Genomic DNA, 22184 nt, shown 5'->3' on the forward strand with positions numbered 1-22184 from the left:
ATACTGATTGCTGGATGGCGGTGTAAACACCTTATCCGGCCTACAGGTAACTCACATGTAGGCCGGATAAACGAAGTGCCATCCGGCAGTTATATTGACTTAAGCAAGATTGTTTCATCGACTAAAGCCGCCATTGGTGGCTTTTTCTTTGCCTGAATCCATTTTCTCAATAAACGTATTTCTCGGCCCTGATTCAACGTTACTGCGCCGACAATCACGCCATCCTGCAGGTTAAACCATATTGCTTTATGCGCATCTGAATTGCCGCGTATGAACCAGCTTTCTCCCTGCATTTCGCCAACAAATTGTAGGTTGTCATTAAATTGGTCGGTCCAGAACCAGCCAGGTGTCTTCTCCGGCAACGGCAGATTTAGCATTGCGGCGGCGGCAATTTGTGCCTGAAAATTGGCGTTTTCCCAGCTTTCCATGCGTACTAACGAACCGTCGGGCTTGCGCGTTATCGCTACGTCACCGGCGGCGAAAATGTCCGGATCGGAGGTGGTGCAGGCGCTATCAACGATAATGCCGTTCGCCGTCTCCAGCCCCGCTTCGCGGGCCAGCGCATCATTGGCCACGATACCGATGCCGTAAACCATCGCATCGGCCAGCAGCGTCTCGCCGTTTTGCAGCGTCAGCGAGAGACACTCTCCCGCTTCGGCGTGTTCAATGGCGCTGTTGAGTAACACCCGCACGCCCGCCTGCTGGTGGCGGGCAAGCAGGTAGTCGCGCACCGGAGCAGGCGCGTTACGGCCCATGACCGTTGGTGCCAGCTCCACCACTGTCACCTGACAGCCTCGTTGAGTCGCGCTGGCCGCCAGTTCCAGACCAATGGTGCCCGCACCGACAATGACAATCGACTTACCCGGCAACAAAGTGTCGCGCAGGCGCTCGGCATCAGCGGCATGACGCAGAGTAAAGCATCGATCGCCCAGCTTATCCAACAGCGGAAGGGGGCGTGCCGCAGCGCCCGTCGCAATCAGTAGCCGATCCCACGGATAACTCTGCCCATCAGCCAGCACCAACTGATGCGTTTGGCGGCCGAGCGTCTGTACAGTAACACCCAGATGCAGCTGTACGTTGTGTTCCCGCCACCAGTCAGCGGGGAGTATCGGCTGAAGTTGCGGATTGTCGTCCAGCAGCATCGCTTTGGAGAGCGGTGGACGTTCATAGGGCTGATGCTGCTCATCGGAAAACAGGTGTAATTCGCCGTCAAATCCCTGCTGGCGCAGTGCGGCGGCAGCCATAGCTGCAGCCTGGCCGCCGCCGACGATAGCGATAGTTTTTGGGTTCATAACGCCTCCTCAGAGATCCAGTCCGGCGGCAACGTGACGAATACCGCGAATACCCAGACCGGCGTCGGCATTGATCATTACGCCACTTAATGTGCGGTTGTTGCGTTTTGATGCCAGCATCACATACGGGCCGGTAAAATCCGCAGGTTCAGGGAAGAACTGTAGCGGCAAAATAGCGGCGATTTTTTCCGGTGTCAGCGACTGCATAATCGATGTATCGTTTTGTCCCAACGCCTGCGGGCCGCGTAGATCTGTCGCCATACCGCACGGACCGACACCGTTAACACGTACCTTTGGCGCCAGCTCGTAGGCCAACTGGCGAATCAGCCCGGTAGCCGCATGTTTAGAGGCGGTATACAGAGGGCCGCCGCCGCCGGGATACCATGACGCATTGGACAAGGTAAAAATGATGCTGCCTTCGCTGGCGATAAGTGCGGGGGCACAAACTTTCGCCCCCAGCAGATAACCCAGCACGTTGACGTTAAACAGCTCATGAAAGCCGCTCTTCAGTGCGTCTGCAGGCGTATTGACCAGCGAGGCGTTGTGATCCCATATGCCCGCATTACCGATAAAACAGTCCAACGTACCGTAATTCATCAGGATTTGATCCACCGCGCGCTGATAGTCGGCGTAGCAGGTGACGTTGCCTTCCACAGCCAGCACATGTTCACCAAAGCGCTGACGCAGACTGGCAACTTTAGCTGGCGACAGTTCCAGCGTGGCGACCCGCGCACCTTCTTCGATGAAACGCTCGACCAGCGCCAGGCCAAGACCGGAGCCGCCGCCAGTGATAAAGACCACGTTATCGCGTAAATCGCTCATCTGGCGTCCTCCGGAATATCAACAAACACATCGCTACCGTCCACATATACTGCGTAGGTGGTTAGCGGATCGGTGGCGGGTAAACACAACGCCTTGCCGGTTTTCAGGCAGAAGCTGGCGGCATGCAGTGGGCATTCCACCGTAGCGTCGTCTTCCAGATAGCCTTCCGACATCGAGGCGTTACCGTGGCTACAGCGATCGTTAATGGCATAGAACTCGCCGCCAACATTGAACAGCGCGATGACGGGCGAGGTTTCCAGCCGGAGCGCTTCACCCTCCGGCAAATCCCCTACAGGGCAGGCAAATACACGGCTCATCAGAACAGTACACTCAGGTTATGGGAGGTGATCACCGCTTGATCCAGCACGATCTCACGCGCCAGTAAGCGCCACTCATCGCCGGGCAAATGACGGACTTTGTCCACGCGCGTGCCGACGTAAAAGGTTTCATCGCGCTCTTTTTGCGCGCGATACAGCAGATAGTTAAGGCGCACGGCGAACACGTCGGGCACGTCGGTTTCGCTGATTTGTAAGTTGCTAATCAGATGACGGGTACGCGACGGCGGCTCTTCCGCCCAGGCCATGCCGGTTTCCAGCCGCGCGATGCGACGTTCGAGCTGGTCTTTGTTGTCGTTGAAAATCCAGGTGGTCGGCGGCTGCACGCCTTTGCGACGGTCGCGCGTCTGGGCGTTCACCGTGGTACGCATGGTGTAGCGAATGTCGTCATCCAGCTGCGCCAGCCAGTCGCGAAACTGCCAGTCGTCGAGCATACGCGCTTCTTCATACAGAAACTGGCTGATGCGATGATACAGTTCAAGAGAAACTAAAGCGCTCATTTCATCACCTCCTGCTGGTAGGCGGCGGTTTTCTTGTGCACTTCCTGCCAGCTTTCGCTGCTGAGCAAATCGGCCCAGCGTTGGTACATGCCACGCGCGGCGGTTTCCGAAAAGATGTAGTTGGTGATCCCCGGAATGCCGTCTTCACGGCGTTTCTCCTGGCCAAGCCCCATTTCCAGACACAATTTCGTGTTGCGTGCGCGATGACCTTTCAGCAGTTTTTGAATTTCACACCAGTTTTCCGAGTCGTCCTGCTCCAGGAACCCGGCGGGGCCAAAAGCCCGCGTGGCGCTGTTTTCAAACGCGGCTTTCACTTCATCAGAGGCGGCTTTATCGGTAATACAGAACGCCCACACCTCAACCTGATCCGGCCCACGCGGGTGCCAGACGCGCAGCGTGGCGGTACCGTTGAGCCAGGAAAGCGTTGGGAAAATGTTGTTGTGACCGGCCAGACGCAGGGCGCGAACTTTACCCAGACGCTGCTCGGCTTCCGCGTAGGTGTCGCGGTAGTAGCTGGAGACCTCACCGTCGACCCAGACGTTGGCATCGGGATTCTCAGTAAAGAAAAATCCGCTGCCGTGCCCATCCTGACCGAACTGTAGCGCGTCTTTGGCGGTTTCCCACACCGGGCGGGCGGTCTGACCATCGCCGAGGCGCTTATCGCTACCGTCGTCTTTCGCTCCCAGCACCTGCACTGCAGAGGCATGGCTGAACAGCGCGTGATACTGGTCGCTGGCAAATTGTTCGGCGGGGAATTTCCAGTTACAATCGATGGTCCACTTTTGTACGCCACCGACGATTTCGGTGCCGCCTTCACGACGATCGAGTACGCCGTCGAGATACCAGGCGATGTCGCCGAGATAATCGCCAAGCGCAGGCGCGGAGGTATCCCAGTTACCGAAAATCAGTCCCTTGTAGCTCTCTACGCCAGGCACTTCGTTCAGCCCCCAGTGCGATTTGCATAAACCTTGCGGATAAGCGCGCGGCTCCAGCGGGACGTCGATCAGCTCGCCGTTAATACCGTAAGACCAGCCATGATACGGGCAGGTAAAGGCGCGGGTATTGCCGCAGTCGGCGTAGCTGACGCGCATCGCACGGTGGCGACACTGGTTGAGAAACGCTTTGATGCTGCCGTCTTTCTGGCGAACCACCACCACCGCATCCTCGCCCATGTAGGTGTTAAAAAAATCACCGGGTTTAGGGATTTGGCTTTCGTGGGCGAGAAATAGCCAGCAGCGTCCGAAGATGCGTTCCAGCTCCAGTTGGTAAATTTCAGGGTCGGTATAAATTCGTGGGGTTACGCGACCGTTTTGCGTGTCGATCAGTTGGTAGATGTCTAAATTTGAGGGTGTGGTCATATTTTTTAATCCTGAAAGCTAAGATGTATTGACCTTCTTTTTTTGTACCCTAAGGATGTTGCTGGTTAGTTATCAATCTGTGAAATAGTAAATTTCTACCAGTTGAGACATTTTTTCGATAACAAGGAGAAGGGCATGGAACTGAGGCACTTACGCTATTTCGTAGCAGTGGCGCAGGCGCTGAATTTCACCCGAGCGGCAGAAAAGCTGCATACCTCTCAGCCGTCATTAAGCAGCCAGATCCGCGATCTTGAAACCTGCGTGGGCGTTCCGTTGCTGGTGCGGGATAAACGAAAAGTTGCGCTGACGGCGGCCGGTGAGTGCTTTTTACAGGATGCGCTGGCGATCCTCGAACAGGCGGAAAACGCCAAAGTTCGTGCCCGTAGAACGGTGCAGGAAGATAATCATTTCTCTATTGGCTTTGTCCCTTCCGCAGAGGTCAATCTGTTGCCGAAGGTGCTGCCTTTGTTTCGTTTAAAACAACCGGATACGCACATTGAACTGGTGAGTCTGATCACCACCGAGCAGGAAGAGAAGATCCTCAGCGGAGAGCTGGACGTTGGCTTAATGCGCCACCCGGTGTACAGCCCGGATCTCGATTATCTGGAGCTGATTCATGAGCCGTTGGTAGTTGTGTTACCGGTGAATCATCCGTTAGCTGATGAGCAGGCAATCTCCGCAGAACAACTACACGGCGTGAATTTTGTCAGCACCGATCCGGCCTATTCCGGCGCGTTAGCGATGATTGTCAAAAACTGGTTTCAGCAGCAAAAAAGCCAGCCTAACATTGTGCAAGTGGCAACCAACATTCTGGTGACCATGAACCTGGTCGGCATGGGGTTGGGGGTGACTTTGATACCCGGTTATATGAATAATTTTAATACCGGACAGGTGGTTTTTCGGCCAATTATTGGTGATGTCCCAACCATCGCGTTGCTGATGGCGTGGAAAAAAGGATCGCTCAAACCGGCACTGACCGATTTTATCGCCACGGTACATGAACGTTTGGCCGTGAGTCTGACGGTGTAATGGTTACAACTCGCTGAGCTGTGACTCGACATACAGATAGCCAATTCCCATGAGTTGCTGGGCACGATTGAGCTGGCCGAAGCTTATCTGAGTCGCTCTGGCGCGCGGGTTATCACCGTGATCAAACGGGTTAAACCCAGTTTGCTGCACCAAGGTATTGAGCCAGCTATCGCCAAAAGCACAGCTACGACCGTACAACCATATCTGATTAATATTCAGTATATTCAGAAAGTTATATAAACTAAGCCCAATGGCGCTGGCGGCATGCTCGGCCCAGGCCTGAATACGAACATCACCGTTCTGCCAGGCAGTAATAAGCTGGTCGGTGGTGAGTGTTTCCGGATCGTAAAGGGACGTCGGCTGCGATTTCATCCACACGCGGGCCTGTTTTTTCAACGCGCTCAATGATGCCACCGTTTCCAGACAGCCATAGCGACCGCAGTCACAGGCAATTCCATCGGGATGAACGATGGTGTGTCCAATCTGGCCGCTGCCATACAGACTACCGCGCCAGATATTGTCGTTAATCACAAACGATGAGCCGATACCGTAATCAACGTTAATCACGCAAAAATCACCGTTAGCCGCTGGGTTTTGCCATTTTTCGGCCAGCGCCAGCATCACACAGTCATTGTCCAGGCGGACCTGTACGCCAAGCATCTCTTCCAGCAGATATTTTATTTCCACCGGTGTTTTCCACGGGGCCTGGGGCATGGTTTTTGATGCGCCGGTGATCGGATCAACCTGGCCGTGAACGCCGAGCGCCAGATTAATCGTGACCTCGGGAAATTGTCGACGGTATTCCCGCCAGTGTGCAGCCAGGGCTGACAGCAGCGCTTTGGGGGTTTCCGGCTTAATGACTTCATGACGCCAGTCGCCGATGGCAACCAGCCGTGCGTCCGCCAGTTGGCTGGTGATACTGGTAGGGGTGACGTTGATACATAGCGTCCATGCGCCTTTTTCTGGCAAATGATAGCTGCCGCTGCTCAAACCGCGCTGGCTTAAGGTTTTTCGCGAATGACTGATCCTCCCCTCATCCATTAGCTCTTCGAGGATATTGCTGACCGCCGGGATCGACAGGCTGGTGAGCTGCGCCAGCTGTGACTTGCTGAGCTGCTTTTCCCGCCACAGGTGCGACAAAAAGATCTGCTTATTCGCCTGACGAACCCTGGCGTTGTTGAACCCCGAACGCTGCATTCACTTAACTCCCTTAACTATATTGCGTGAGCATTGCGCATTTTAGCGCCACTTAACTGCCGCAGAATAGCATCAAGTTGAATTTTTACTTTTGCTTATTGAGTGGAGAGCGGCATGTACGGTTCAGTTAAAGTCTGGCAAGAAACGATAACCCTCCCAACGTGGACGGCGGGTGAAGAAGATGCCAACCCAATGTTTCTGGAAAAGCGGGTTTACCAGGGATCTTCTGGCGCGGTGTATCCGTATGGCGTGATTGATACGCTGACCGGCAAACGTGAAATGCGCGACTATCAGGCGGTGTGGATGGAGAATGACTTCATTCGCGTCATGCTGTTGCCGGAGTTAGGCGGGCGTATTCATCGAGCGTATGACAAAGTACAGCAACGCGATTTTGTCTACTACAACGAAGTGGTGAAGCCCGCTCTGGTTGGTTTGCTTGGACCGTGGATCTCTGGTGGCATTGAATTTAACTGGCCGCAGCATCATCGCCCAACCACTTTTATGCCAGTCGATTTTACGCAGCAGCAGGGTGAGCATGGCGAATATACCGTATGGATGGGTGAGGTAGAACCTATGCGCGGTTTACAGGTGATGACCGGATTTACGCTGTATCCGGATCGCACCCTGATCGAGATAACCGGGAAGGTGTTTAACGGTAACGCTACGCCACGCCATTTTTTATGGTGGGCGAATCCAGCGGTGAAGGGCGGCGACGATCACCAGAGCGTGTTTCCGCCGGATGTGACCGCAGTATTTGACCACGGTAAGCGTGATGTTTCTGCGTTTCCTATCGCCACCGGCACATACTATAAAGTGGACTACTCGGCTGGCGTGGATATCTCGCGCTACAAAAACGTGCCGGTACCGACCTCCTACATGGCTGAAAAATCAGATTATGATTTTGTTGGCGCATGGCATCACGGTGAGCGAGGCGGGCTGCTACATGTGGCTGACCACCACGTTTCGCCAGGGAAAAAACAGTGGACCTGGGGCTATGGCGACTTTGGCGTTGCCTGGGATCGTAACCTTACCGATGACAACGGTCCTTATATTGAACTGATGACCGGGGTCTTTACCGACAACCAGCCGGATTTCACCTGGCTTGCGCCGTACGAAGAGAAAGTCTTCGTACAAAACTTCCTGCCCTACAGCGAACTGGGCATGGTGCAAAACGCCAGTACGCAGTTGGCGCTTCGTCTGGTACGTGAGAGTAACCAGCTTTCTGTGGGCGTTTATGCGATTGCGCCGCTGCACGACGTGCAGATTACGCTTTCTGCCGATGGACAACCGTTCTATGAGCATACGCTGACCCTGGAGCCCGGACAAAGCTGGCTGGCTGATGTGTCTGACGATAACCATGCGCGGGTAACGATGACTGTCACTGGCGCCGATGGCACTACGCTTTTGCAGTACGAAGAGCACATCGCGCAAGAGTTACCACTGCCATCGGCGGCCGTCGCGCCAGCGCTGCCAGAAGCGCTTTCTAATACCGATGAACTCTATTTTATTGGTCAGCATCTGGAGCAGTACAACCATGCCAGCCGCTATGCCGAAGATTATTATCGCCGCGCGCTGGACGTTGATCCGCTGGACTACCGCAATAATGTGGCCCTGGGGACGCTGGCGCTAAACCGCGCCGACTGGGCGCTGGCGGCACAATGTGCCGGCAAGGCGCTGGAGCGGGCGCATAAGCTCAATAAAAATCCGCGTGATGGCGAGGCGAGTATGCTGCTGGCCGCCGCACAGGAACGTCAGGGCGATGATGACAGCGCGTGGGATAATTATTATAAGGCCAGCTGGAGCGGCAACTGCCGGGATGCGGCTTTCTGGTCGTTAGCGCGTCTGGCGATGAAGCGTCAGGACTACGCTGGCGCATTGGAAAAGGTGGAGCAGAGCCTGCGCTTTAACGGCAGTAATAACCTGGCGATGGGGCTGAAAGCGCTGGCGCTGGCAAAGCTTGATCGCAATGCGCAAGCGCTGGACTACATTCGCCAACAGCTGGTGGATTATCCGCTGAGCTATACCCTGCATTATGCACGCTGGGCAATCTGCCAGGACGAAGCGACAGCGCTTGCGCTGATCACGATTACCGGGCGTCGCGGGACCAACGCGTGTGAACTGGCAGGCTGGCTGACTTCTTTGGGGCAAAAGGATGCTGCCCGTGGCGTGCTGGAACTGCTCGACAGCCAGGAAACGCTGCCGATGCTGTGGCGCGCCTCGCTGAGCGATAATCCACAACCCTTCATTGAACGTGCTCGTGAGTGTCTGCAAAACCGCGTGCGTTTCCCCAATACGCTGGATGAAGTGCAGATGCTGCAAACTCTTGAGCAAAGCGCTTTTGCCCGCTATTTACTCGGCTGTTTCTGGTACAGCAAACGGCGTTATGCCGAGGCGGTTTCCTGCTGGCAGTTCACGCTTGCGCAGGAAGCGGATTTCGCTCCGGCGCATCGTTTACTGGGGATTTACGCCTGGAACAAACTGCACGATGCGCAGCAGGCGAAACAGTATCTGTCGCAAGCCGTGGCGCTGGAGCCGCAAAATGCCCGCTTCCTGTTTGAACTCGACTATCTCAACAAGCTGATGGCACAACCGGCTGAACAGCGCCTGCAGCGGCTGGAAGCCAGTAAAGAGATTGTCTTCCTGCGTGATGATCTGACGGTGGAACTGCTCAGCTTGTGGAATGGGTTGGGACGCTATGACGATGCCGCCGCAGTATTACGTGAGCGGGTGTTCCATCCGTGGGAAGGCGGTGAAGGTAAAGCCACCGGGCAATATCTGCTTAATCAATTACATCGTGCGCTGGCTGCCGTGCAGTCCGGCGACCCGCAAACTGCTATTACGCAACTGCAACAGGCGCTGCACTATCCGCAAAACCTCGGGGAAGGCCGTTTGCCAGGGCAAACGGATAACGACATCTGGTATTTGCTGGGGTATTGCGCGCAGCTGCAAGGCCATTTCGAAGAATCTCAGCGCTACTTCTCCCGTGCGACGCGCGGCGGAAGCTCACTGGATGCCGGACGTTACTATAACGACCAGCCAGTGGACTATCTCTTCTGGCAGGGTATGGCGCAGAGAAAACTTGGCGATGATGCAGAGGCGGACGCTCTGTTCAATAGCTTCCTGCAATGGGTTGAGTCTCATCACGACAACGTGCCGGATGTCGATTTCTTTGCCGTATCGCTACCCGACCTGGTGGTGCTGGATACCTCAGCAGAAGCAAAACACCAGCAACACTGCCTGTTTATCAATGCGCTCGGGCATCTGGGGCTAGGAAATAGCGCCGCCTGTCAGCGTGAACTTGATGAACTCCTGCAACTCAATCCGGCACATGACAAGGCATTACTGCTGCGTCACGCCATTAACGTAAGGCTTTTCCAGTAACACTCGAAACGGGTGGGGGATAGCCTCACCCGAAACCTACTGTACCCTGCGTTTCCCTGAAAGAGGAATCATAATGAATAACGCGCAGACACATTTAAAGATTGGTTACGTCTGGACTATCTGCCTGGTTGCGGCCTGCGGAGGTTTACTGTTTGGCTATGACTGGGTGGTGATCGGCGGGGCAAAACCCTTCTATGAAGCATATTTCTCGATTACCGATCCGGCGCAATCCGGCTGGGCGATGAGTTCCGCGCTGGTTGGTTGTATCTTTGGCGCACTGATTTCCGGCTGGTGCGCCGATAAATTTGGCCGAAAAATGCCGCTGATTCTTTCAGCGATCCTCTTTAGCGCTTCTGCTTGGGGAACTGCCGTCGCCAGCAATTTCGACATGTTTATTGTCTATCGCATTGTGGGTGGCGTGGGGATTGGTCTGGCGTCTGCGCTAAGTCCGCTGTATATCGCCGAGGTCAGCCCCGCTGAAAAGCGTGGTCGCTTTGTTGCCGTTAACCAGCTCACCATCGTCATTGGCGTGCTGGCGGCGCAGCTTATCAACCTGATGATTGCCGAACCTGTTGCCACAGGCGCTACGCAGCAGGCAATTGTTGAAAGTTGGAACGGTCAGACAGGCTGGCGCTGGATGTTTGGTGCTGAATTAGTGCCTGCGGTAATTTTCCTGGTGCTGATGTTCTTTGTACCTGAATCGCCGCGCTGGCTGGTGAAAGCGGGCAAAGCCGATCGTGCGCGTGCCATGCTGCAGCGCATTGGTTCGGCGGAATATGCCGGGCAAACGCTGAAAGAGATTGAACATACGCTGCAAAAAGATAATCACAAGGTCGCGTGGTCAACGCTGTTACAACCGCAGATCAAACCGATCGTGATTATTGGCATGGTGCTGGCAGTGTTCCAGCAGTGGTGTGGGATCAACGTTATTTTCAACTATGCGCAGGAGATCTTCGCCTCTGCCGGATTCGACATCAACGGTACGTTAAAATCGATCGTGGCGACAGGGATCATCAATCTGGTCTTTACCCTTGCCGCTCTGCCGTTAGTGGACAAAATTGGCCGTCGTAAACTGATGCTGTTCGGCGCGTCAGGATTGACGGTTATCTACGTACTGATTGCCGGGGCGTACGGGTTGGGCATTATGGGCTGGCCGGTTCTGGTTCTGGTGCTGGCGGCAATCGCGATTTATGCTCTGACGCTGGCGCCGGTGACCTGGGTGCTGCTATCAGAAATTTTTCCCAACCGCGTGCGCGGGCTGGCAATGTCGCTGGGGACGCTGGCGCTGTGGATTGCTTGTTTCCTGCTGACCTATACCTTCCCGCTGCTCAATGCGAGTCTGGGCGCGTCGGGAAGCTTCCTGCTGTATGGTGTGATTTGCGCGATGGGCTTCATCTATGTTCTGCGTAATGTACCGGAAACCAAAGGCGTGACGCTGGAAGCACTGGAAGAACAGCTGGCGGCGCAGCATACGAAAGTTGGTGCATCAACCCAACCGCGAAGCGCCCGCTAATGGATGGTCTGCTGACGCTACAAAACGCACATCTGCGGATGTGCGTCGATCCGCAGGGCGGTTCTCTATTAAGCCTGGTTTCGTTACAACATCAACAGGCCATTTTACGCGAAGGTCATGGTCAGCAGCCTGGTGATTGCGGTCTGTTCCCGATGCTGCCGGTCGCGAATCGGGTGGCGGGAAATCGTTTTATGCTGCGCGGTGAAGAGGTGGTTTTACCTCAGCATAGCGCAGACGACACTTTCTTCCTGCACGGTGACGGCTGGCTGCAACGCTGGCAGATTATTACCGCTACCCAAAGCGGCTGTTTGCTGCAGTTGCGCAGTTGGCACCCCTGCGGCTACGACTATACGGCGCGGCTTTGCTATCAACTGGAAACCTCAAGCCTGCACGCCTCGTTGACGCTCACTCATTGCGGTGAACAGCCAATGATTTACGGCTGTGGGTTCCATCCGTTTTTCGCCTTTGATAAGCGCAGCACGGCGCAGTTCACCGCCGGCGGTTACTGGCCGGAGGGGGAACAGCATCTGCCGCTGGAATGGCAACGCGATATCCCTTCAGCGGCGGATTTCATGCATGCGCAATACGGTGAGGATAGCTGGCTGAATGTCGGATATTCTGGCTGGAGCGGGCGGGCCGTTATTCAGCGGGATGTGATGAGAGTCACGATTTTAGCGCAAACTCCGTGGTTGATGCTGTTCAGAATGTCGGGTGAGGAGTTCCTGTGCCTGGAGCCGCAAACGCATCCGGTGAATGCCCACAACATGCAGGGGCAGCCGGGATTGCAGGTTTTAGCGCAGGGAGAACGCTGCCATTTTGCGATGCAAATTAGCGTCGAATAGGGCAAAAATCATGTTATCTGCCTGTTAATGCTCTCTTGCGCCAGCCTGCGTTTGTCGCCAGACTATCGCCTCCAAACGGGAGGGATTCATGGCTTTGCATTCCACGCGCTGGCTGGCGCTCGGTTATTTCACCTACTTCTTTAGCTACGGTATCTTTCTGCCTTTCTGGAGCGTCTGGCTCGAAGGGTTAGGGCTGACGCCGGAAACCATCGGTTTACTGCTGGGCGCGGGGCTGATTGCCCGTTTTCTTGGTAGCTTGCTGATTGCACCGCGTGTGAGCGATCCCTCTCGGCTGATCTCAGCGTTACGTATTCTGGCCTTATTGACGTTGGTGTTTGCGCTGGCCTTCTGGGCGGGGACCAACGTGGCGTGGCTGATGGTGGTGATGGTCGGCTTTAACCTGTTTTTCTCGCCGCTGGTGCCGCTGACCGACGCACTGGCCAACACCTGGCAAAAACAGATAACCATGGATTACGGTCGGGTGCGACTGTGGGGATCCGTGGCCTTTGTGATCGGCTCTGCGTTGACCGGCAAACTGGTGAGCCTGTTCGACTATCGGGTGATCCTGGTCCTGTTATCGCTTGGCGCCGCCTCAATGTTGCTGGGCATGATGATTCGCCCGAGCGTGCAGCCAGCGGGTGAAAACCGTCAGCAGGAGAGCGCAGGATGGCCCGCCTGGCGCGCGCTAATAACCCAAAGCTGGCGTTTTCTGGCCTGCGTGAGTCTGCTGCAGGGCGCGCATGCAGCTTATTACGGTTTCAGCGCCATTTACTGGCAGTCTGCCGGGTATTCCGCTTCGGCGGTGGGCTATTTATGGTCATTAGGCGTGGTGGCAGAAGTGATTATTTTTGCGCTCAGCCACAAGCTGTTCCGCCGTTTTAGCGCTCGCGATCTTCTGCTGCTTTCCGCCGTTTGCGGCGTGGCGCGTTGGGGGCTGATGGGCTGGAGCACAGAGCTGCCATGGCTGATTGTGGTGCAAATCCTGCATTGCGGAACGTTTACCGTCTGCCACCTGGCGGCGATGCGTTACATTGCTGCGCGACAGGGCAGTGAGGTGATTCGTCTCCAGGCGGTATATTCTGCGGTGGCGATGGGCGGCAGTATCGCCATTATGACCGTTTTCGCCGGCTATCTGTACCAGAACCTGGGCAGCGGCGTATTCTGGGTGATGGCGCTGGTGGCGCTACCAGCTATTGTTCTGCGCCCGAAAGTGGTGGCGCAGCCTGCGACGTTATGATTCAAGGATTTTGCGGATTTGCTGCTGCTGGTGAGACGTAAGCGCCAGATCCGCATGAATCAGCGGGGGAGAAAACAGCGGTAGCGGCGTGGTGTACGGTGTAATAATCAGCGTTACGCCACGCGGCGCTCCCTCTTTTTGAAAGTCCTGCATCGGCATATGTTTTACGTTGAGCGGCAGCAGCGTCAGTTCGCGCAGCTGTTGCTCTATATGCGCTTCAAGTTGTTCGTTACTACCGGTCAGCAGGATAATCTGCTTTTCGTGCAAATCCTTCTCCTGCATCAGCCAGGCGCCGAAAATAACGGCGACCAGGCCGATCTCTTCTTCTGAAAACTGGACATCGTATTCCGCTTCAAAGCCGTGAATCGCCTCGCGGGTAGTTCGAACCAGCCGGGGATAAAGTCGGCTGAACTCCTCCGGTAGCGTGTTATCAATGCCGATGGCAAATACGCTGCGGTTCAGTGCCTGGGCCAGGTGGATATACAACTGGTCATTCAGCCCTTGCTCGTCGCTGAAGCGCACGTTGCCATACTCGCGAAAACGCAACACCAGCCGCGCAATAGCAAGGCGCAGGCGGCGATCCTGCTGGTGATTATCGCGGATCGGGTCGGGGATGCGGATCATTGAGAATAACAACGCCATAAACAGCGATTCGCCCAGCGGCGCACTTTGCATGACGTGGCGCTGCCAGTGGCGGCCAATTTCCTCGGCGAGCGGATACTCCGCGCAGGATTGCGCCCACCGTTGCTGGAGTGGATTAAACTCCGGGGTGATCCCTGCGTGGTGCTGTAGCAGACAATATTGTAAATACAAGCGCAGGAACTGGATGTCACGACACTCAAACGGCTTCTGTAAGCGCCGGGAGCACAGATTGATGAGCGCATGCAGATTGGTGTCGTCATACAGAGTACGTGCGATACCTTGTTGTTTAAGAGCAATTTTTAAAGTGGGCGTGAAATGCTGAGCGATAAAAGTAGGGCAAATCCGCAGGCCACGGCGCAGCCACTGCAACAGACACAGACGCTGATTTAGCGGGGTTCCTTCGATCGCATAGCCACCATTCTGCGCGGTGGCTATCGTGAGCCGGTGATAGCGCTGGATTTCGAGCCCTGCGCCAATAATATCTTCCTGAACCGTGGCATCATCGACACCATTGAGGCTGCTGAAGGTTTGTGTAGTCGCGATTTGCCCCGGCAGGAAAAGCGTCAGCAGAACCTGGCAACGGCGCTGGGGAGCGGAAAGTACAGATGGCGGAGCAAGCGTTGACATCATCTGTAGGGTCTCCCGTAAGTATGTTTGATAAGAATAGCTAAAGTTTTCTCATAGATTTGAGGAATGGAATGCTTTCCACCAGGAATGCTGGAGAGCGTCACAGAATTTTTAACGTGCGGAACAGATAGCGGGAGTGGAACGCAGCGCGTTAATCCGTTTTTTCACTGTTTTATCTTTTGTTTAAATATAAAAAAACCGCCAGAGGTGGTAATGCCGGAGGAGGGAGGTATGAACATGCTATCGCAGAGAAGTGAAAAACCTAAAGTGAACGTAGCAATACGACGGAGGCAACAGATTCATTACCTCCGTAACAGCTGTTTGGCGTTACTTCTCACGACTCAGCGTTAATCCCACATCGCCGCCCGGATGTACCGCCAGCAGCGTTTCCTTTGAGTATCCGCTCTCGCTCATCAGACAGGCACAGGCGGCGTCAAAGATAGCCAGCACCAGTAAAATAGAGGTGGTAGCCAACATGTTCAGCGGATCGGCCTCGCGCTGTACACCGGTGGAAATCACCAGCCTCGAGGCTTTAGCAATGGCCGAATCCGCGTTTTCAGTCACGCTCAGGATGGGCACATTTCTCGCAACTAGTCCGGGCAGCAGCCGGGTGAGCTCGTCCGAATTACCCCCGCGCGACAGCATAATCACCAGGTCGTCGGCGCGTAAAAAACCGAGATCGCCATGCGCTGCGTCCGTCGCGTTGAGGTAAATCGCCGGACGTTCCACGCAGGCAAGCATATGCGCGACTTTACGCGCTGCAATGCCAGAGGTACCGACGCCGGTGACGACGATTTTTCCCTGACAACCGCGCAACTCCGCCATCAGCGACAGCCAGAGCGGTTCAGTCAGGTGCTGCCCCAACCCCGCCAGAGCTTCGCTGTAGAGCTGGAATACGCCGCTGGCCTGAGGCCATGAATCATTCATGCGTCCTCCTGCATCAACTGGCGGTATTTCATATGGTCCTGATACATCTCGTGGAATACCCGATATTTGCGATCGTAGTACTGCTTAATGCGATTGGTCTGCGGGGTGACCGTTTTACCAATCCGGCTCATCGCCGACATCGCTTCCGGGAAGGTATCGAACACGCCCGCGGCGATAGTTCCCATCATGGCACCACCCAGCAGCATGGCTTCGCTCTCTTCAGGCAGCAGCATCGCACAGCCGGTGGCGTTGGCATGCTCCTGCACGAAGATCGGGTTTTTCGTCCCGCCGCCGCTGGCCATAATGGTATCGATGGTGTAGCCGCTTTGATTCATCGTTTCAATGATATGACGGGTTCCCAGCGCAATGGCCTGGATGGTCGCGAGGTACTGTAACGCCATATCTTCCGGCGTGCGCGACAGCTTCAGTCCGGTGATAGCGCCTGTGAGCGTTGGGTTGGCGCGCGGTGAACGGTTGCCGTGGAAATAGGGCAGGATGTGCATGTCACGGGTTAAAAATGCGATATCTTCCGGCTCACCGGCCATTTTACGCAGCAGCGCATTCAGCACTTCATAAATGGTCTGCCCTTGAGATTTCGCCTGGGTCAACAAGGTTTCGTAACAAGGATGCGACTGAATAACGTGGTCGATTAACGCCCCGGTTGCCGACTGCCCACCTTCGTTAAGCCAGTATTCTGGCAGCACTGCTGAGTAGTAAGGACCCCAAACGCCGCCGATAAAACGCGGCTCTTTGGAAATCGCCATGTGTCCGGTAGAGGTGCCGCCAATCAGCGCGACGCGGCGATCGAAATCCGCCACCTCGCCGGAAACACCGCTCGCGCCGAGCGTGCCGAGCGTACCGGCGTGGGCATCGATGATCGAGACGCTGACAGCGGTCCCCGGAATCAGCCCCATTTCGCTGGCGGCCCGCGCAGAAAGACCATGACCGAGCGGTTCGCCCATAGTTTTCACGTAGCGACCAATTTTGGCGGCATCATGTTCCAGCAAGTCTTCCAGCCCAATCTGGCGGAAATAGCTGGCATCCCATTTGTCTTCATGGCCCATATAGGTCCATTTACACACCGTCGAGCACAGTGAGCGTGTGTCATCGCCCGTTGCGCGCCAGGTCAGGAAATCGGGCAGGTCAAAGTAGTATCCCGCATTGGCCCAGGTGTTGGGCATATGTTGCTTCAACCACAGCAGTTTGGGCGTTTGCATTTCCGGGGAGATAATACCGCCAACGTAGTCCAGCACCCGATGATGCAGGGCGTTAATGCGCTCAGCCTGAGTAATGGCGCGGTGATCCATCCACACAATGATATTCTGTTCGCTGCGCCCGGACGGGCTAATGGTCAGCGGTTTACCTTCTTTATCCAACACCACCAGTGAACAGGTCGCGTCAAAGCCCAGACCTTTCACCTGGATAGGGTTGATATCCGACTGGTTAATCGCATCGCGAACCGCGTTACACACTGCCTGCCAGATGTTATCGGAAGACTGCTCAACAAAATCGGCCTGCGGGCGGTAAATCTCGATGGCCCGACTGGCCTGGCCGACCATTCTGCCGTTGAGATCAAACACGCCAGCACGGGCGCTTCCGGTTCCGACATCCACACCAATAAAGTAACTTGCCATAATTTTTTCTCCTGAAATCAGGCTTTACGATTCTGTAATGCGATAAAGAGGATCAGCACCGCGCCCCACAGCGCCATCGTCAGATAGCTGCTGACCCCCAGCAAGTTAAGGCCGCTTTCCAGCATTTGCAGCACAATCAGCGCCAGTACCAGGCCGATAATGCGTCCGAAGCCGCCATCCGGATTGATGCCACCGAGTACGGAGGCAAGGATGGTGACCAGCAGGTAGGACTCACCGTATCCGGCTTTTGCCGAGTTGAATTTCGCCATCATCAGAATGGCGGCGACCCAGCCGAGCAGGGCTGAAATCACGTACACGGAAATTTGTACCCGTACGGTATTCACACCACTGTAGCGGGTAGCCTGTTCATTGGAGCCGACGAGATAAAGACTGCGCCCCAGCGTGGTGTGCTCCAGCAGTACCCATAGCAGGATTGCCACCAGGAAAAAGAGCAACAGCGCCACCGGAATACCCGCAATCGTGGCGTTGCCAAGGTACTGAATGGCGGTCGGGAAACCCGAAATCACCGTCCCGTTGGAGAGCAGAATATTCAGCCCGGAGATAAGTGTCATCGTGCCGAGGGTGGCGAGAATCGGTGAGACGCCGACCCAGGCAATCAGCGCGCCGTTGAGCGTACCGATAGCCACCGCAACGGCTGCGCCTGCCAGCAGCGCCAGCACCAGAAACAGCGGGTTATCCGGATGGGTAACGATAATCGCTGCCATTACCAGCGAGCAGGCGTTCGCCCCGGCAATAATTGACAGGTTAATGCCGCCGGTCAGCATGGTCATACCCATCCCGAGGGCCAGCATGCCGAGGATCGGTAACTGTGAGCCTATCGACTGGAAGTTAGCGACGCTAAAAAAACGGCTGCCGAGCAGGGCTGAGAAAACCAGGGCGACGACCACAATAATGACGCATTGCAGACGAATGATGGCATCACCGGGTAAAAATCTGGCGATTGTTTTCATCTCAAAGCTCCCTTGCCAGTTTGCGTTTTTCGTTCCAGGCCGTGGCACTGATGCTGACCAGGATAATGGCGCCGCTGAATACGGTGTGCCAGTAAGAGGAGACGCTGAGTAGCGTCAGACCATTTTGTAAGAAGGCGAGCAAGACAACGCCGAGCAGGGTTCCGGTCAACGTACCGCGCCCGCCGCTCATGCTGGTTCCGCCGAGCACGACCGCCGCCAGCACCGTCAGCTCAAAGCCGAGCAGCGAATTGGGTGCAACTGACTGGGTGATTTGCGCCTGAACCACGGCGGCAACACCTGCCAGAATGCCCATATAGCCATAGACGTAGAAATGCAGTTTCAGCAGATTCAGCCCCAGGCGTGAGGCCGCGTCGCGGTTGCCGCCCATGGCGTAAACCTGACGGCCAAGACGGGTATAGTTCATCAGCACTGCGGTAAAGACGATCACCGCCGCCAGGCACAGCAGGGGCAGGGTCAGGCCGTAGTCGTAGCCATCTGCCGCGGTGAAGGAGAACCAGTTAATGCCGTTCATAAACCAGTCAGGGAAACCGTACAGCCAGGTGCCTTTGGTGGCGTAAACCAGAAGGCCGTAGTAGACGTTCAGCGTGGCGATGGTAATGATGATTGCCGGAACGCGCAGCCAGTAGACCAGGAAGCCATTAATGAGCCCAAGCAGCAGGCCCACCGCAATCGCAATGGTTAACGCCAGAGCGAAGTTGCCGCCGTGGCCGATCACCCAACTGGCCATCGCATACTGGGCAATCGCGGTCATCGCCGGAAATGAGATATCGATCCCACCGGAAATCAGCACCACAAACAACCCGCAGGCGAGAATGCCGAGAATCGCGTAGCTGGTGGCCACATCTGTCAGATTGCCGAGCGAGAGGAACTCATCGGTGCTGACACTTAGCCCAACCGCCAGCGCCACGACCAGCAGGCCCAGCCAGAATTCATGTTGCCCGATTAAACGGGACAGATGCATCTTATTCATTGATTACCTCGACCACTTCAGCAATCTCCTCTTCACGGCAGTGATGAGGATTAAATTCCGCCACCAGTCTGCCGCGACGCATCACCAGCACGCGGTGGCTGTTGTAATATGCTTCCGGAATTTCATCGCAAATCATCAGCACCGCCATACCTTGTTCCGCCAAATCGCGGGCTATCTGGTAAATGCCCTCTTTGTTGGCGATATCCACGCCGACGGTAGGCGAGTCGAGGATCAGGATGCGGGGATTGGTCGCCACCCATTTGGCAATGGCGATACGCTGGGCATTGCCGCCGGAAAGCGTTTTGACCGGCAGGTGCGGATCGGACACTTTGATATTCAGTTCGCGGATTAAATCGGCGACCAGCTTTTGCGCTTTACGATGATCGAGCAAGCCGCTACCGGTGTGCAGTTGATCAAACACCGTGACGATGGTGTTGTCGTAAATCGACTGCTCCATGATCAGCCCCTGCGTCAGGCGATCTTCTGAGACGTAGCCGATCCCGTGCTTAATGGCGTCGTGGTTATTATGAAGCGTGACCGGCTGACCGTTAATACGCATCTCGCCGCTTTCCGGGTGCGTCATGCCAAACAGGCTCAAACAAAGCTCGGTACGCCCGGCGCCCAACAGGCCGACAATCGAGACAATCTCGCCGCCATGCAGCGACAGATTAATGTTCTGGTATTTGCCTCTGCGGCTGAGGTTGCGGAGCTCCAGCAGGGGGTCTCGATCGTCGAATGATTTCTCCGGCAGCGGGCTGTAGTGGAAGCGTTGTCCGGTCATCAGGAAAGCCAGCTCGTGACTGTCCAGTTCGCTGGCAGGATATGTACCCACCAGTTTGCCGTCGCGCATGACGCTGATACGGTCTGCCACTTCCATTACTTCATCCAGACGATGGCTGACAAACACCACGCAAATGCCGGCCGCTTTCAGTTCGTTAACCACCTTCAGCAGGCCATTGACCTCCTGGCGGGTTAGCGAGGCGGTGGGCTCGTCCATAATCACCAGACGCGCATCTGCGGCAATTGCCCGGCAAATAGCGACCAGTTGTCGGTCGGCAATCGAGAGTTTTTCTACTTTTTTATCGGGATCGATATTCACTCCGATACGTTTCATGGCTGCCAGCGCCTGCTGTTTCATAGCACCACGACGCACCCAGATATCACCGCCCGGCAGATAGCGGTTGACCGCGATATTTTCTGCGACGCTAAAGTTGGGGAACAACGACAGGTCCTGATAAATAACTTGAATGCCATAATGGGAGGAGAGCTGCGGCGTCAGGTGATGGAACAATTTTCCGTCGAGTAAAATCTGCGCGCCTTTTTCCGGGTGATAAACCCCGGAGATCACTTTAATAATGGTACTTTTACCACAGCCGTTTTGACCCGCCAGACAGTGAACTTCGCCTTTTCTCAGCGTCAGATTCACGTTATCCAGCGCCAGCACGCCCGGGAATTGTTTGCTGATATTCTCAAGAGTGATAAATGCGGTGGTGTCTGCCATGGACAATACCCCTGCGAGCGCCCTGACGGACGCTGAGTGTTAGTTTGGTTGATAGCGCCGACCAGACGGTCGGCGTTAAGGTTCCCTGGTGTTGGCTAAAGCCTTAGAAACCAAGTGATTGTGCGTTGTCTTTGGTGACTTCGAGGATCTTGTTAAAGCGGATCACTTTCTTCTCCGTGTCGATATCGGCTTTCCCTAAACCGTCGATACTCAGATCTGCATTGACTTCTTTGCCCTGCAACAGCTGATCGGCAACCGTTACCAGCGCATAGCCCGCATCTTTTGGATCCCACAGCAGCGCTTTTTTGATATCTCCACGCATCAGGTAAGGCGCAGCCTGCGCTGGCATGGCGATCCCGACAACGGCAATTTTATCTTTGGCGCGTTTTTTCTGCACAGCCTGACCAGCACCAATTGGACCCAGTGAGCCGAAGCCGATAATGCCCTTCATCTGCGGATAGGTTTTCATCAGATCCAGCGTTGTGGCGTAGGATTTATCAATGCTTTCCGCGACCGGCAGGCGTGAAGTGACCTCGAACATTTCCGGATATTTTTCTTTCTGGTACTTAATTGCATAATCAGCCCACGCGTTATGCAGTGGGACCGTCAGCGAACCAACATAGATTGCATACCCGCCTTTGCCGCCCATATTTTTCGCTAACTCATCGACGTTGGCTTGTGCGTATTTTTCACTATCGATGGTTTCGATATCCCACTGACCGATTTGCTCGTCCGGGGATTCGTGCGTCAGGACCACAATGCCTTTATCGCGCGCTTTTTTCAGTACTGGCTCAAGAACCTTGGCATCGTTTGGTACCACGATGATCGCGTTGACGTTTTTGGCGATCAGATCCTCAATCACTTTGACCTGCTGTGCCGGGTCCGGCGTAGACGGACCGGTCTGGTAAGCGTTCACATCCAGTTTTTTTGCTGCTTCGTTAACACCGGTTTCCATGCGGTTAAACCAGGGAATACCAGTGACTTTGGCAACCACAGCAATTTCATATTTTTCCGCCGCAAAGGACGTGCCGGACAACATGCATGCAGAAACCAGGGTTGCACTGAGTAATGCGAGTTTGAATTTCATAGTTGTACCTTTCGTAGGGGGCAGGACATGTCACGGCGTGAAGTTAACAACGAATGGAAGAGGGAATGAATCATAAGTTTGGAGAATGTGATATATGCCCATTATTGTTAATTTATAGAAATAAAGTAGTTAATAATTGGTTAAATTTACATGATTTTAGATTCAGGCATTCAAATTAAGTGTTAATAAAACATTAAAATGAAACTTTTAATTAACATTTTCTTATCATTTAACTTAAGATTTGACGCCGAAAAGGTGTTTGGGTGGAATTTCCCGAAGAAGAAATTATCGAAATTGA

Annotated in this window: 18 protein-coding genes; 5 read left to right on the forward strand and 13 right to left on the reverse strand. The window is 54.9% G+C overall.

From position 1 onward, the window contains the following. Positions 1-89 precede the first annotated feature (89 nt). From hcaD to hcaE, 5 genes are read right to left on the reverse strand one after another with little or no spacing between them, the layout of a single operon-like run. Positions 90-1292 (reverse strand): phenylpropionate dioxygenase ferredoxin reductase subunit, encoded by a 1203-nt coding sequence (gene hcaD / locus OGV71_RS00770; RefSeq protein ID WP_204583355.1) that lies wholly within the window; start codon positions 1290-1292, stop codon positions 90-92. A gap of 9 nt (positions 1293-1301) precedes the next feature. Then, positions 1302-2114: a 3-phenylpropionate-dihydrodiol/cinnamic acid-dihydrodiol dehydrogenase gene (gene hcaB / locus OGV71_RS00775; RefSeq protein ID WP_286532368.1), complete on the reverse strand. Its 813-nt coding sequence runs from the start codon at positions 2112-2114 to the stop codon at positions 1302-1304. Then, positions 2111-2431 carry a 3-phenylpropionate/cinnamic acid dioxygenase ferredoxin subunit gene (gene hcaC / locus OGV71_RS00780; RefSeq protein WP_005130299.1) on the reverse strand — a complete coding sequence of 107 codons (321 nt, stop codon included), beginning with the start codon at positions 2429-2431 and terminating at the stop codon, positions 2111-2113. The genes hcaB and hcaC overlap by 4 nt, the downstream gene beginning before the upstream one ends. Next, complete coding sequence (gene hcaF, locus OGV71_RS00785) at positions 2431-2949, reverse strand: 3-phenylpropionate/cinnamic acid dioxygenase subunit beta (RefSeq protein ID WP_204583357.1); 519 nt, start codon at positions 2947-2949, stop codon at positions 2431-2433. The genes hcaC and hcaF overlap by 1 nt, the downstream gene beginning before the upstream one ends. Then, positions 2946-4307 carry a 3-phenylpropionate/cinnamic acid dioxygenase subunit alpha gene (gene hcaE / locus OGV71_RS00790; protein WP_003037637.1) on the reverse strand — a complete coding sequence of 454 codons (1362 nt, stop codon included), beginning with the start codon at positions 4305-4307 and terminating at the stop codon, positions 2946-2948. The genes hcaF and hcaE overlap by 4 nt, the downstream gene beginning before the upstream one ends. Positions 4308-4442: 135 nt before the next feature. Between hcaE and hcaR the strand changes: the two genes are divergently transcribed. Beyond that, positions 4443-5336, forward strand: coding sequence for a DNA-binding transcriptional regulator HcaR (gene hcaR, locus OGV71_RS00795; protein ID WP_003037638.1), 894 nt, complete (start codon positions 4443-4445; stop codon positions 5334-5336). Positions 5337-5339: 3 nt separating this feature from the next. Here hcaR and OGV71_RS00800 read toward each other — a convergent pair whose 3' ends face one another. Continuing rightward, positions 5340-6533 (reverse strand): ROK family transcriptional regulator, encoded by a 1194-nt coding sequence (locus OGV71_RS00800; RefSeq protein WP_003037640.1) that lies wholly within the window; start codon positions 6531-6533, stop codon positions 5340-5342. A 114-nt stretch (positions 6534-6647) separates the two neighbouring features. Between OGV71_RS00800 and OGV71_RS00805 the strand changes: the two genes are divergently transcribed. The 4 genes from OGV71_RS00805 (at position 6648) to OGV71_RS00820 (ending at position 13506) form a co-directional block, all read left to right on the forward strand. After that, positions 6648-9914: a DUF5107 domain-containing protein gene (locus OGV71_RS00805; RefSeq protein WP_204583358.1), complete on the forward strand. Its 3267-nt coding sequence runs from the start codon at positions 6648-6650 to the stop codon at positions 9912-9914. Between the two features lie 73 nt (positions 9915-9987). Continuing rightward, positions 9988-11427 (forward strand): sugar porter family MFS transporter, encoded by a 1440-nt coding sequence (locus OGV71_RS00810; protein WP_003838420.1) that lies wholly within the window; start codon positions 9988-9990, stop codon positions 11425-11427. Continuing rightward, a complete protein-coding gene (locus tag OGV71_RS00815; RefSeq protein WP_204583359.1) occupies positions 11427-12269 on the forward strand; it encodes an aldose 1-epimerase in 843 nt (280 codons plus the stop codon). The genes OGV71_RS00810 and OGV71_RS00815 overlap by 1 nt, the downstream gene beginning before the upstream one ends. Before the next feature lie 88 nt (positions 12270-12357). Beyond that, positions 12358-13506, forward strand: a complete 1149-nt coding sequence (locus OGV71_RS00820) for a 3-phenylpropionate MFS transporter (RefSeq protein WP_003037650.1) — start codon at positions 12358-12360, stop codon at positions 13504-13506. Here OGV71_RS00820 and csiE read toward each other — a convergent pair. The 7 genes from csiE to OGV71_RS00855 all read right to left on the reverse strand — a co-directional run bounded on the left by csiE (position 13501) and on the right by OGV71_RS00855 (position 21886). Continuing rightward, positions 13501-14778 (reverse strand): stationary phase inducible protein CsiE, encoded by a 1278-nt coding sequence (gene csiE / locus OGV71_RS00825; RefSeq protein WP_003037652.1) that lies wholly within the window; start codon positions 14776-14778, stop codon positions 13501-13503. The two genes, OGV71_RS00820 and csiE, sit on opposite strands and share 6 nt — an antisense overlap. A gap of 324 nt (positions 14779-15102) precedes the next feature. Next, positions 15103-15702: a KpsF/GutQ family sugar-phosphate isomerase gene (locus OGV71_RS00830; protein ID WP_204583360.1), complete on the reverse strand. Its 600-nt coding sequence runs from the start codon at positions 15700-15702 to the stop codon at positions 15103-15105. Continuing rightward, entirely contained in the window at positions 15699-17336 is a 1638-nt protein-coding gene (locus tag OGV71_RS00835; protein ID WP_003847100.1) for an FGGY-family carbohydrate kinase, read from the reverse strand. The genes OGV71_RS00830 and OGV71_RS00835 overlap by 4 nt, the downstream gene beginning before the upstream one ends. A 17-nt stretch (positions 17337-17353) precedes the next feature. Next, positions 17354-18307 (reverse strand): ABC transporter permease, encoded by a 954-nt coding sequence (locus tag OGV71_RS00840; protein ID WP_003037658.1) that lies wholly within the window; start codon positions 18305-18307, stop codon positions 17354-17356. A gap of 1 nt (position 18308) precedes the next feature. Then, positions 18309-19298: an ABC transporter permease gene (locus OGV71_RS00845; protein ID WP_003037661.1), complete on the reverse strand. Its 990-nt coding sequence runs from the start codon at positions 19296-19298 to the stop codon at positions 18309-18311. After that, positions 19291-20799, reverse strand: coding sequence for a sugar ABC transporter ATP-binding protein (locus OGV71_RS00850; RefSeq protein WP_204583361.1), 1509 nt, complete (start codon positions 20797-20799; stop codon positions 19291-19293). The genes OGV71_RS00845 and OGV71_RS00850 overlap by 8 nt, the downstream gene beginning before the upstream one ends. 103 nt (positions 20800-20902) lie before the next feature. Further along, positions 20903-21886, reverse strand: coding sequence for an autoinducer 2 ABC transporter substrate-binding protein (locus tag OGV71_RS00855; RefSeq protein ID WP_003037665.1), 984 nt, complete (start codon positions 21884-21886; stop codon positions 20903-20905). Positions 21887-22184: the final 298 nt, after the last annotated feature.

Source organism: Citrobacter sp. Cf088, from assembly GCF_030334295.1.
Taxonomy (GTDB): domain Bacteria; phylum Pseudomonadota; class Gammaproteobacteria; order Enterobacterales; family Enterobacteriaceae; genus Citrobacter; species Citrobacter freundii.